Raw genomic sequence first — 12,112 nt, 5'->3', positions numbered from 1 at the left:
ATGGAACACACCCGCATCCGCCCGTTCAACACGAAGGACACCTACCCCGAGCAGAACCTCGACAACGACCTCTGCCAGGCGGTCGTCGCCGGAGGTGTCGTCTACCTGCGCGGACAGATCGGACAGGACCTCGACACCCGCGAGAACGTCGGCGTCGGCGATGTCGAGGCCCAGGCGGAGAAGGCGATGGCGAACATCGCCATGCTCATGGAGGAGGCCGGAGGGACCCTCGACGACATCGTCAAGGTCACCGTGTACCTCGTCGACATCCGCTACCGCGAACCCGTCTACCGGGTGATGGGCCGTTGGCTCCGGGGCGTCCACCCCGTGTCCACGGGCCTGGTCATCTCGGCGCTCGCCCGCCCGGAGTGGCTGGTGGAGATCGACGCCACCGCCGTGCTCACCGAGAAGGAGAGGGAGGCACTGTGACCTTCTCCGTCGTCGCCCGGGAAACCGCCGCGGACGGGAGCGTCAGTTTCGGCATGGCCGTGAGTTCCTCGTCCCCCGCCGTCGCCGCCCGCTGCCTGCACCTGCGCGGTGGTGTGGGCGCGGTGGCCTCCCAGAACATCACGGACCCCCGCTTCGGTCCGTTCCTCCTCGACGCCCTGGCGTCCGGGGCGTCCGCCGCGGAGGCGTGGGACACCCTCCGTGCCGCCGACTCCACCCTCGACTACCGGCAGATCAGTGTCCTCGGTGCGACCGGAACACCGGTCGCCTGGTCCGGGCCCGGGACCCTCGGCACCTACGCCTCGGCGGTGGGGGAGGACGCCGTCTGTGCCGGCAACATGCTCGCCTCGTCCGGGGTCCCCGAGGCGATGCTCGCCGCGTTCACCGCGGCGACCGGGGACCTGGAGTCCCGCCTCCTCGCCGCGATGCTCGCAGGTCTGGACAAGGGAGGCGAGGCAGGGCCGGTGCATTCGGCGGGACTGTCTGTCGTGCGGTCCGCCGGTTGGGCGGAGACCGACCTGCGGGTCGACTGGTCGGAGGATCCGCTGGGCGACCTCACCGACCTGCTGGAGATCTGGTTGCCGCAGCGTGACGACTACGTCACCCGCGGAATCGACCCGGCCACCTCACCGTCGTACGGGGTCCCCGGCGATGAGTGAGGACGCCGTGACCTCCCGCCTGAAGTCCAGTCTCCGGGAAAGGGTGGAGCAGCTGCGCCCGTCCCTGGTGGAGCTGTCGGACTGGCTCCACGACAACCCGGAGACCGCCTGGAAGGAGTTCCGGTCAGCCTCCCGGTGCGCGGAATGGCTGCGGGACCGGGGATTCAGCGTGGAGGAGAACTTCGTCGGTCTGCCCACCGCCTTCCACGCCACCGCGGGCTCCGGTCCGTTCCGGGTGGGACTGATGGCGGAGTATGACGCCCTGCCGAACATCGGGCACGCCTGCGGACACAACCTCATCGCCGCGATGACCCTCGGTGCCGCAGCGGCACTGGCGGAGGTGGCCGACAGCCTGGGTGGGCCGTGTGCTAGCTGTTATACACAGCTAGCGGTGTAGATGCGACAGGTGGCCGGGTGGGCCGGACGCGCAGGGCATCACGGTCGAGGTTTTCGGTACCCCGGCCGAGGAAGGCGGGGGCGGCAAGATCGAGATGCTCGACCGTGGGGCCTTCGAAGGACTCGACTTCGCGATGATGGTGCACCCCGCCCCCGTCGACGTGGTCCGTGCCCGTCCTTTCGCGGTCGGACACTGGGAGATCACCTACACGGGCCGGGCGTCGCACGCGGGCTCGTACCCCACCCGCGGGGTCAACGCCGCTGACGCGTTCACTGTCGCCGAGGTCGCCGTCGGACTGCTGCGTCAGCAGCTTCCGCCGACCGTGCGGGTCCACGGGATCGTCACGCACGCCGGGGACGCCCCCAACGCGATCCCCGGAAAGACCCGGGGGCGGTGGTACGTGCGCGCGGGGGACATGGACGAGCTGGAGGAGACCGCCGAGAAGGTGCGGAACTGTTTCCGTGCCGGAGCCCTGGCGACGGGGTGCACCGTGGAGATCCGTGACGAGTCGAAACCGTACTCGGACATGAGGACCTGCGAGGACGCCCTGGAGTACTACCGGCTCAACGCCCTGGCCCTCGGCCGGGAACTCCACGTGGAGGGTGGCGGGGCTGTCCCGGGTGCCCCGGGTGGTCCGCACGCCCACTCTGACGGTGATCCGGCGGCGGACATGTGCCGTGCGTCGACCGATTTCGCGAACGTGTCATGGCTGGTACCGGCGATCCACCCGTACATCGGGGTGGGTTCCTTCCCGGTGCTCAACCACCAGGCCGAGTTCGCTGACGCCTGCGTGGGACCGGTCGCGGAGCAGACCCTGGCGGACGGGGCCACGGCCATGGCCTGGACCGTGGCGGACATGGCGCGTACGTCGGGGCGTCCCTGACACCGGGTGCCCGCTTCTCAGGACGCCCACTTCAGGGCGCCCAATCCAGGGCCCACTTCAGGGACCACTGTGTCCCGGGGTCTCAGGACGACATGACCCTGGTCGACTCGATGGCTGCCGTGGTGCTTCTGTTGTAGCCGTCGAGCAGTCGGCGCAGGAACAGCCCCAGAACCAGTGCCGGGACCACGAAGAGCAGGAGCTTGCCGAGGTAGATCCAGATGTCGCCCTGGTACACCCCCGCGACGGCCGACCGCATGGCGTCGATACCGTAGGTCGCGGGCAGCCACGGGCTGATGCTCTGGAACCACTGGGGGAGCAGTGGCAGGGGATAGGCGCCACCGGACCCGGAGACCTGCACGACCAGGAGGAACACGGAGATCGCCTTGCCCGCACTGCCGAACGAGAGCACCAGTGTGTAGATCACCAGCATGAACACCACCGAGGTGACCCACCCGGTGAGAAGCAGCAGCAGCGGGTGCTCGGCCTTGATCTGGACGAAAACGATGAGGCTGAGCATCGCGAGGGTGCTCTGAGCCAGTCCGATGAGGGCGAACACCCCGAAGTGGCCGAAGTAGGCCTGTGCCGGGGAGGGAGTGTCACCCGCCGCCCGGGCGGCAGGGGCGTCCTGTTCGACTCCGGGCAGGGTACCGGCGTCTGCTGCGACCGTGGCGTCCTGCCCGCTGTCGGCGTCCTCCCCGTCACCGTCCCCGTCCCCGGCGTCCTTCCCGTTCTCCTTCCCGTCCTTCTTCACGGGCGAGGGAGCGGCACCGATGCGGATCAGCACCGCGGTGAGAAGAGCTCCGATCCACAGGGACAGCACCGTGTACAGCGGGGCCATGCCGACCCCGAACCCGGCGACCGGGAACACCGGCTGCCGGTCGACGGCCATCGGTGCGGCGAGCTGGGAGGCCAGTGTCTCCGGATCCGAACCCACGATCTCCCGCAGTCTCGAGAAATCACCGGTCTCCCCGGCGGTGGCCAGGGCATTCTCCAGTTCGGAGAAGCGTCGGGACTGCTCGTCGAGACTGTCGGCGACCGTGTTCGCGGTGTCTCGGGCACGGCCCAGGGTCTCCTGCAGGGATCCGGGGGAGTCGGACAGTGTCCGGCCGATCTCGCCCAGGTCCTCACGCACGGTGCTGATGTCCTCACCGAGGGTGCGGAGGGAACCACCCAACGCGTCCAACTGGGGCTTCAGGTCGGTCCGGTAGGACGAGACCGCGTTGCTGACCGCGTCCCTGGCCCTGGTCACGGCGTCACCGGCACGCTGGCGCGCCTCCTGTGCGGACGTGTTGCCCCCGGTGATGTCCTGCGCGGTGCGCCGGAAACTGTCGTGGAGGTCCTGGGTGCGGTCGATCACGGTGTCGAGGGCGCCGACCACCCGGTCGAGTCCGGGGGCGGCGGCCGGCGGAAGTGCCGGGCCGATGTCGTCGACCAGAGTGCTGCGCACCGCCCGGTAACTGTCCGCCTGCTGTCCGGCCCGGTCCGCCAGTCCGTTCAACGTCGCAGCGGTGGAGTCACTGGTCGCCCCGGCGTCGGAGAACAGGTCGTCGAGACGGTCCCGTACGGCGTCGTATCCGCCGCCCGCGGCGTCCAGCGCCGAGCCCAGGGACCCGGTGGCCCTGTCCAGGGTGGACTGCAGGTCGCTGACCGCGCTCGTCCCGTCACCCGCCGGTGAACCGTTGTCCTGGAACTGTGCCCCGGCTGCGCTGACCATGCTGTCGACACTGTCGACGAGCGGGACGGTGGAATCGACCAGCGCGCCGAGCGCCCGCACCGTCTGCGCCCCGGAACTCAGCTGGTTGCCGACATCACGGACCCGGGACTCGATACGGTCGACGGCAGCCCTGGTGTCATCCTGGTTGAGGTAGTCCGACAGGGAGGTGACCAGTCCCAGTCCAACATTGCTGAGGATACGGGTGAAACTGTCGTTGATCTGTGAGATCACCCCCTCTGCGCTCTGGGGTGCGATGAGGGTGGACAGGGCGTTCTTCTTTTCGTTGGTGTACAGGGCGAGCCGGGAGGGCTCGGTCCCCTGGACGAAGAAGGTCAGCAGGTCGGTGCTGAAAGTGGGGGGCAGGACGATCGAGGCGTAGTACTCACCCGATTTCGTGCCGTCCACTGCCGTGGCCTCGTCGGTGACGACCCAGTCGATCTGGTCGTTCCGGCTCAGCTGGGAGAGCACCTGGTCACCCAGGTTGACCCGGAGTCTGATGAGGTCACTGTCGTACCCCTCGTCAGTGCTCGCGACGGCGATCTTGAGCCGGTCGGTGTTGTCGAAGGGGTTCCAGCTGGCCAGCACGTTGAACGAGGAGAACAGCATGGGGATGATGACGAGACCGAAGATGACGATCGCGGTCATCACGTTGTGCCGGATCTTCTGCAGGTCACCGTAGAAGATCTTCAGGACGGTCCTCATTCGCCGTCACCTCCCGTACGCGGTTCCCTGCCTGCACCGGCACTGCCTGACACCATCCCCCGCAGCTTCTCCTCCGGGAGGTCCATGAGTTCCTGCGCCTGGCCGAAACTGTTCTTCACGTAGTCCAGCATGGCGATGAGCGTGATGACCAGGAGGATCCACAGGCACACGAGTCCGAATATGACCGCTTTCTGGTCCGGGTGGACCCGGGCGAGGACGCCGAGAACCAGCACTCCCACCACCCCCACGCCGACCGTGATCTTCAGCAGGGCCGGGTAATTCTCCCGCAGACGCCTCCACCGGCCGTCGATTTCGTCGCGGAAGGCGTCACGGTCCCGGAGCGCGCGGATGGCGTCCGACAGCCGGTAGCTGCTGCCGACCACCTGGACCTCTTCGTTGATGATGAGTCCACCTTGCCCGAGCTGTCTGTTGACCAGCATGTTGACGTGGGAAAGGTTGCGGCGCAGGAAAGTTCCGACGACGAACGCGACGAAGGCCATCAGCGCCAGGACGCCCATCGCCTTCCAGTAGTGGTTGCCGTAGAACCCTCCGACCGTCTCCCTCATCGCGTCGATGCCGTAGGTGAACGGGAGGAAGGGGTACACGGCGCGGAAGAAGTCCGGTGTCATCTCGATCGGGTACATACCCGAGGAACCGGGGATCTGTATGAACGCCAGGACCACGGCGATGCCCCTGCCTATGTGGCCGAATGCGGTGATCAGACCGTAGATGACGCTCAGGTAGGCGACACTGATGAGCATGCAGGTGGCGACGAAGATCACCGGGTTGACGTGCTGCACGCCGAGGACGAGGTCTCCGACGGAGACGACGAACCCCTGGAACAGTGCCAGCACGGACAGCAGAAGCAGTCTGCCGAGGTAGGCCTGGGCCACGGTGAGCTTCCTGAGACCGGCGGTGTCCACCTCGGTGCGGAAGATGACCATCAGCATGAATGCGCCGATCCACAGTGAGAGGTTGGTGAACAGGGACGCCATGCCGGACCCGTACTTCGCCACCGGGTACACCGGGTGGCTGTCCAGTTCCGCGGGGGACGCCAGGAACCGGGAGATGCTCACCGAGTCCAGGTTGCTGACCGTCCCCAGGGCACCCTGTCCGGACGCCGCTACCAGGGCATTCACGTCTGCACGGGCGGTGTTCAGCCCGTCCTCGATGCCGGCGAGATTGTCGCTGAAACCGCCGAGGACGCCGTCTGCGCGGCCGAGCTGCTGTTCGACCCCGTCGAGCAGACCGACGGACTGGTCCAGAATGGTCCGCTGGGACTGCAGGGTGCCCGCGAAGGACCCCGCGGACTCGTTGACCCGGTTGACGGCCCGGTTCAGCGCGGGGAGAGTGTCCCGGACAGCGGTGGTCAGCGCCTGGGCGGAGTCGCGGGTGTCGGCGGTGGCGCTTTCCAGTGCGGTGGCCGCGGCATTGACGGAGGAGACGGTGTCTGCCGTGGAACGCTGCAGCCCGGTGATGTCGTCGAGCAGTGCGCGGTCGGCCCGGTTACGTTCCTGCAGTCCGTTGAGGGCGTCGGTGAGGGGACCCGCGATCTCGGGGGCGGCACCGTCGACCAGGGCCTGCAGGCGGCTGACTGCCTGACCGCTCTGGTCGACGACACCGGTCAGGGACCTGGTCGCCCCGTCGAGACCACTGGTGGCCCGTTCCAGCTCCCCGGTGACGGAGGCGACCGCCCCGGTGGCCGCGGAGGTTCCCTCGGCCAGTGCTGTCGTACTGTCCGCGAAAGCTGTCGTCGCGGAATCGGAGAACGTGGCGACCTGCTTCTGGACCTCGGTCATGACGGACTGGACCTGCTGCAGGGCAGTGCCGGCGTCGTCGAGTGTCTTCCCCACGGAACCGAGGGCGTCCCGGGTGGCGTCGATGGTGGGGGAGGCGTCCCTGATGCTCTGCCGTACCCGGTCGATCTCGTCCCGGGCGGACGCCATGGTCCGGGCCGCCCCTGCGAAGGCGTCCGAGGTGTTTCCCCCGGTCTCCGCCAGACGGTCACCGATGTCACCGCCGGCGTTGCGCAGTTCGGTGGTCACCGCCGACGCGACCTGTTCCTTGAAGGTGGAGGTGATCTGTGTGTCGATCTGTGACGCACCCTGGTCCGAGATCTTCGGGGAGATCGCGTTGAGCTTCTCGTTGACCCGGTATGTCAGGGTGGGTCGTTCATAGGTGCCGCCGAACATGCTGAGGAAGTCGGAGGAGAAATCGGGTGGGACGGTGATCGAGGCGAAGACCTCGCCCTTCTTCAGCTGGTGGTCGGCTTCGTCGGCGTCCATGAAGCGCCATCCGAGCTGGTCGTTCTTCGACAACTGCTCTACCATCTGCGCGCCGACGTCTATGTGTCCCGTCAGTGACGAGTCCGCTCCCGTGTCCTGGTTGACCACGGCGATGTCTATGTTGCGCGTGTTGCCGTAGGGGTCCCAGAAGGCGGCGATGTTGAACCACGCGTACAGCGCGGGAGTGATGATGACACCGATGATGATCACCCAGACCTTGGGGGTCTGCCACAGGCGGCGGAGGTCCCGGGTAAATACCTTCAGTACAGTGGTCACCGGCCGACCGTACCAAACTTCCCTGAGCCACCCGGTCAGTTGTCCTGCACCGGAGGAACTTCCGAGGGGAGGGACCGCGGGGGTGGCCGGTCAGGATCACCGGAACCGGCGCACGGGGTAGACCGTAGCGAGGCTCAGGATCTGCGACGTGTGGTGCGCAGGCGACGGTGTGCGCGGCGCAGCAGGCTTGCGGCCTGGTCGGTCTGCCACTGCGGTTCCGGGGAAAGCTGGGCGAAAGCTTCGTCGACGTCGATGAACCGTCCCGTCATCCGGGACTCCAGTGCCTCGACGGCAGCGGTGAGGTGCTGCTGGCGGTCGTGCTCGGAGAGAGTGCGCATGAGGGCATCCTAGCAAAGGCAAGGCTGACCATCAGAGGGATGGTATGTGTGACGTACATACCACCTCGGGGCAGGGGGACAAGCTACTTCCGACGTTGTCTAGGCCCGACGTTGTGCGGCGGTGCGCCACGCCAGGAGCACCAGGCTCAGCACTGCCACCGCCGCGGAGACGGTACCGACCTTCACGTAGGTGAAAGCGGGGCCGACGAGGCCGGAAACATCTGTGCTGACGTCACCGGACAGGAAGGCGTCCGCATTGTAGAGATTGCTCCATGTCATGATCAGGGCCACACAACTTACGATGCTGGCCACGGTGGCTGTCAGACACAGCAACGCCGAGATTAGTGAATATTGTGACACTGTTCGCCTCGGGAGGCTCCGCCGACAAAAAGCCTCGCACATTGATCCGGAGTTGCGACCTTGTACGTGTTCCCTCTCCAGTTGAAGGAGAACCCTGTGATCGGTTCATAGTCGATTGCGCTTCATGTTCCGATGCTTGTCAGGGCCACTGCGAATGGCCTGATAATTCCAGATCGGAGAGAAGACATTCATGAACTTTCTTCGTGAGGGAAAGTTGTAAGAAAGACAACTTACATGAGTTTTACCTGTGTGTCCATGGCGGTGGTTTCTCGGTCGGGAAGCCACCCCCCCGATCTGTTAATGTTGTCAACCATGTACACCGGCACCGCCTTTCTGAAGCTCCGCACCCTCCTCTGACAGCGGAGAACGGTCGAGTCCACTCCTGTTCTCTCCGCTGTCCGACGGCCCACCGCACATCCGCGGGTCGTCGGGTAGCTCTTGAGCCCTGCCCTCAGCGCTGCCCTGCCCCCGCACTCCACCGGAGAGCAGAATGCCCCGTACAACCCCGCGCAGATCCGCGCGCACAACCCCTGGTCACGGTATGCGTACCTTCGTCCACATCCTCGTCAACACCGCCGTGGCCAACCTCGCCACGAGCTTCCTCTGGTTCGGCCTGACCTTCTGGATCTACGCCGAGACCCGCAATGTCATCGCCTCCGGTGCCGTCGGCGCCGCCTACATGCTGTTCGTCTCCGCGTGCAGCATGCTCTTCGGCACGCTCGTCGACCGGTTCGACAAGAAGGCCGTGATGGTCTGGGCGACAGTCTTCGCCCTCGGCATGTTCCTCATTGACCTGGCATTCTTCGCCGTCGCCGGGGCCGACCGCCTGTCCGACATCACCCAGCTGTGGTTCTGGTTGTTCACGGCGATCATGCTCGCCGGCGCGGTCGTCGAGCAGCTCCGCGGCATCGCCCTGTCCACCACGGTCACCCTTCTCGTCCCGGAGGAACGACGCGCCAACGCCAATGGCATGGTCGGCACCGTCCAGGGACTGTCGATGCTGGTCACCAGTATCTTCAGCGGCCTGTCCGTCGGCTATCTCGGCATGGGCTGGACCATGGTCATCGGTACCGGGATCCTTGTCCCGGTGCTGCTCCATCTGGCGTCCCTCACGATTCGGGAGGACGCCACCGAGGACGCCACTGAGGACGCCGCTGAGGGTGTCGCAGACGCCGACAGCGCCGCGTCCCCCACCGGTCTGGTCGACCTGCGCGGCGGCTGGGCCGCGGTTCTCGCCGTGCCCGGGCTGCTGGCCCTCATCCTCTTCACCACGCTGAACAACCTCTTCGGTGGGCTGACGATGACGCTCATGGACCCCTACGGCATCGAACTGTTCGGGGTACAGGGCTGGGGCATCGGTTTCGCCGTGGCCGCCACCGGACTCTTCGTCGGTGGCGGACTGGTCGCCGCGAAGGGTCTGGGGCGCAATCCCGTGCGCACCATGCTGTTGTGCGCCGCGGCGGTCGGTGTGGTCGGTGCCCTGTTCACGATCCGCGACGCCGGCTGGCTCTTCCTGCTCGGCTCGTGGCTGATGATGGCGTTGATCCCCGCGGTCGAGGCGGCGGAACAGACCGTCATCCAGCAGGTCGTGCCCTACCGGAAGCAGGGGCGTGTCTTCGGCTTCGCGAACACCTTCGAGGCGGCGACGGCACCGGTGGTCGGTCTGCTCGTCGCGCCGCTCGCGGAGCTGTGGGTGATCCCGTACATGGAGACCGACGCCGGGCGGGGCGCCTGGTCCTGGTTGGTCGGTACCGGTGAGTCGCGCGGCATCGCCCTGGTCTTCGTCGCCGGCGGCGTGCTGTGTGTACTGCTGTCGCTGGCGGCACTGTGCACCCCGCAGTACCGGCTGCTGCGTACCGAGGTCACGGGCGGGGAGTCCGGTACCGCGCGGGGCGTGATCGCGGCAGGCAGGTAGCCGATACAGTTTTACGTCCCGTAAGACCGATCTGACGTGTTCAGATCGCCCTCACGGGACGTGAACCTTCACGAGGTGACGGCGGTGCAGGCTACTGTGCGGGTCCTGCGTCATTTGAAGCACCGTCATCAGCTTCAGGCACCTGCGGCCACTCCGACGAGGGTTTGCGGGGGTCGGACTCCGGGGAATTCCACTCCACTCCCACGGCTCTTGCGTCGGAGATGCTCGCCGGCTGCTCCATGGCGGCGACCGTCGGAGCCGTGGCGTAACCGGGCTGACCCGCCAGAGCAGGTACTGTCCAGCCCCGGGCGAGGAGGTCCTTCTGTCTCACAACCCTGGCGTAGTCGAGATCGTGGTCCTCGCGCAACGACTTCACCAGACTTACCGCCAGTAGGGCGATGATGAACGCGAAGGGGAATGCCGACAACATCGACGCCTGCTGCAACGCGGACAGTCCGCCGACCAGCAGAAGCACGGCAGCACTGAGACCGGTGACCAGTCCCCACACACCGAGTACGGGCCTGGTCGGTTCCAGTGTGCCCCGGGAGGTGAGCATGGACAGGACATAGGTGTTGGCGTCCGCGCCGGAGACGAAGAACAGGACCACAAGGACAATGGTGATGAACGTCGTGACCGTGGCTATGGGCATGTTCTCCAGGGTGTCGAAGAAGGCGTTGTTGACGTTCTCCAGGGCGGCGTTGCCGATCGCCCCGTCACCGTTGTCCATGTCGAACTTGATGGCGGTACCACCGAAGATGGTGAACCATCCGAAGAAGATGAGTGAGGGAACGCCCATGACGCCGGCGACGAACTGGCGGATGGTCCGGCCGCGGGAAATCTTCGCCAGGAACACCCCGACGAACGCACCCCAGCTCAGCCACGACGCCATCATGAAGTAGGTCCACCACTGGAACCACTGGGCGTCATCACCGTTGAGCGGGGTCCGCAGCGACATGGAGAAGAAGTCGGAGGCGTACTGCCCCACGGACCGGAAGAAGAGGTTGCCCAGGAACCCGGTCGGACCGCAGATGAGGACGAAGATGACCAGGAAGATCGACAGGACCGATGTCGCCTGGCTGAGGAACTTGATCCCCTTGTTCACACCGGTGAGCGCGGAGAGGGTGAACATGACCGTCACCCCGGCGATGATGACGACCTCGACGAAGGTGGAGTCGGAGATGTGGAACAGGCGACCCGCCCCTTCGGCGATGGTGGACGCCCCGAGTCCCAGGGAGGTACAGGTGCCGAAGAGGGTGGCGATCACGGCGAAGATGTCGATGACCTTGCCGGGCCACCGGTCCATGGACGAACCGAAGAGGGGTTTGAGGATGGGGGAGACCAGACCGGTGTTGCCCCGGACATGGGTGGAGTAGGCCACGCCGAGTCCGAAGACGCCGAAGATCGCCCAGGCGTGGGGGCCCCAGTCGAGGAAGGAGTACTGGAGGGCGCGGACCGCGGCGTCCTCCGTCCCCGCTTCAGCCAGGCCGTGCGGCGGTGAGGCGAAGTGGCTGACCGGCTCGGCGACACCGTAGCTGATCAGACCGATTCCCATCACCGCGGAGATGATCATGGCGAGCCAGGACAGGGTGCTGAACTCGGGCTTCTCGTCGGGACGGCCGAGGACCACCGTGCCGAACCGGCTGAACGCCAGCCAGACCATCAGACCGATGCATCCGACGGCGACAAGCAGGTAGACCCAGCCGAAACTGTCGGCGATCCAGTTCATGCTCGAGGTCAGGGCGTTGTTCAGACCGTCTGGTGTGACGGCGGCCCAGATGATCAGCAGGGCGACGACCGCGAGGGAGACCCAGAAGACGGTGCCGGGGCGGCCCCTGCGCGCGTAGGCGTCCTCAAGTGCGGGTGAACTGCCCTGGACCGGTTCGATGCCCCGGCCGGGGATCGCCTCAGTCGGCGGGGCGGTCAGTTTCTCGGTGCTGGGATCCGTGGGAGTGCTCACGGTGATCTCCGTTTTCTGTGCAGGAAGAGCTAGTGGGTGTGTGCAGTGGATCTGCATGGGGGGTGTGCAGTGGGTGCGGGTGGAGAGGGTGTGGGTTGTGGGTCGTGAGGGGAAGGTTGGTGAGATGTCGGTGCAGTTCAGACGGGTGGCTTCCGTGACCTTCAGTAGGGGAGCTCCTG

8 protein-coding genes and 1 pseudogene are annotated in these 12,112 nt (G+C 66.3%); 4 read left to right on the top strand and 5 right to left on the bottom strand.

Annotated features, from left to right (window positions below; translation table 11 throughout):
• From BN3906_RS11505 to BN3906_RS11495, 3 genes and pseudogenes are all read left to right on the top strand, one after another.
• A complete protein-coding gene (locus BN3906_RS11505; RefSeq protein ID WP_066588507.1) occupies positions 1-429 on the top strand; it encodes a RidA family protein in 429 nt (142 codons plus the stop codon).
• Positions 426-1,106 carry a DUF1028 domain-containing protein gene (locus tag BN3906_RS11500; protein WP_066588505.1) on the top strand — a complete coding sequence of 227 codons (681 nt, stop codon included), beginning with the start codon at positions 426-428 and terminating at the stop codon, positions 1,104-1,106. The genes BN3906_RS11505 and BN3906_RS11500 overlap by 4 nt, the downstream gene beginning before the upstream one ends.
• Positions 1,099-2,386: pseudogene (locus BN3906_RS11495) on the top strand (M20 family metallopeptidase). Before BN3906_RS11500 ends, BN3906_RS11495 begins: the two are co-directional and overlap by 8 nt.
• An 82-nt stretch (positions 2,387-2,468) precedes the next feature.
• On the opposite strand, the gene BN3906_RS11490 reads toward BN3906_RS11495, so the two are convergent.
• The 4 genes from BN3906_RS11490 to BN3906_RS11475 form a co-directional block, all read right to left on the bottom strand.
• Positions 2,469-4,802: a YhgE/Pip domain-containing protein gene (locus BN3906_RS11490; RefSeq protein WP_066588503.1), complete on the bottom strand. Its 2,334-nt coding sequence runs from the start codon at positions 4,800-4,802 to the stop codon at positions 2,469-2,471.
• Positions 4,799-7,363: a YhgE/Pip domain-containing protein gene (locus BN3906_RS11485; RefSeq protein WP_261797002.1), complete on the bottom strand. Its 2,565-nt coding sequence runs from the start codon at positions 7,361-7,363 to the stop codon at positions 4,799-4,801. Before BN3906_RS11485 ends, BN3906_RS11490 begins: the two co-directional genes overlap by 4 nt.
• A 134-nt stretch (positions 7,364-7,497) precedes the next feature.
• Positions 7,498-7,701 (bottom strand): hypothetical protein, encoded by a 204-nt coding sequence (locus BN3906_RS11480; protein WP_066588501.1) that lies wholly within the window; start codon positions 7,699-7,701, stop codon positions 7,498-7,500.
• A gap of 99 nt (positions 7,702-7,800) precedes the next feature.
• Complete coding sequence (locus BN3906_RS11475) at positions 7,801-7,992, bottom strand: hypothetical protein (protein ID WP_066588499.1); 192 nt, start codon at positions 7,990-7,992, stop codon at positions 7,801-7,803.
• A 610-nt stretch (positions 7,993-8,602) separates the two neighbouring features.
• Here BN3906_RS11475 and BN3906_RS11470 point away from each other — a divergent pair.
• Positions 8,603-9,976 carry an MFS transporter gene (locus BN3906_RS11470; protein ID WP_066588496.1) on the top strand — a complete coding sequence of 458 codons (1,374 nt, stop codon included), beginning with the start codon at positions 8,603-8,605 and terminating at the stop codon, positions 9,974-9,976.
• A gap of 91 nt (positions 9,977-10,067) precedes the next feature.
• Here the strand turns inward: BN3906_RS11470 and BN3906_RS11465 are convergent, their stop codons facing one another.
• Positions 10,068-11,933: a BCCT family transporter gene (locus BN3906_RS11465; RefSeq protein WP_066588494.1), complete on the bottom strand. Its 1,866-nt coding sequence runs from the start codon at positions 11,931-11,933 to the stop codon at positions 10,068-10,070.
• Positions 11,934-12,112: the final 179 nt, after the last annotated feature.

This window comes from Corynebacterium provencense (assembly GCA_900049755.1).
GTDB lineage: Bacteria > Actinomycetota > Actinomycetes > Mycobacteriales > Mycobacteriaceae > Corynebacterium > Corynebacterium neomassiliense.
Note: the sequence above shows the minus strand (reverse complement) of the source record. Positions and strands in the feature narration are given on the sequence as shown.

What these genes read in the sequence shown, in the direction of transcription:
- BN3906_RS11505 (WP_066588507.1), top strand. Translation starts at nt 1, where the DNA reads ATGGAACACACCCGCATCCGCCCGTTCAACACGAAGGACACCTACCCC.
- BN3906_RS11490 (WP_066588503.1), bottom strand. Translation starts at nt 4,802, where the DNA reads ATGAGGACCGTCCTGAAGATCTTCTACGGTGACCTGCAGAAGATCCGG.
- BN3906_RS11480 (WP_066588501.1), bottom strand. Translation starts at nt 7,701, where the DNA reads ATGCGCACTCTCTCCGAGCACGACCGCCAGCAGCACCTCACCGCTGCC.
- BN3906_RS11470 (WP_066588496.1), top strand. Translation starts at nt 8,603, where the DNA reads ATGCGTACCTTCGTCCACATCCTCGTCAACACCGCCGTGGCCAACCTC.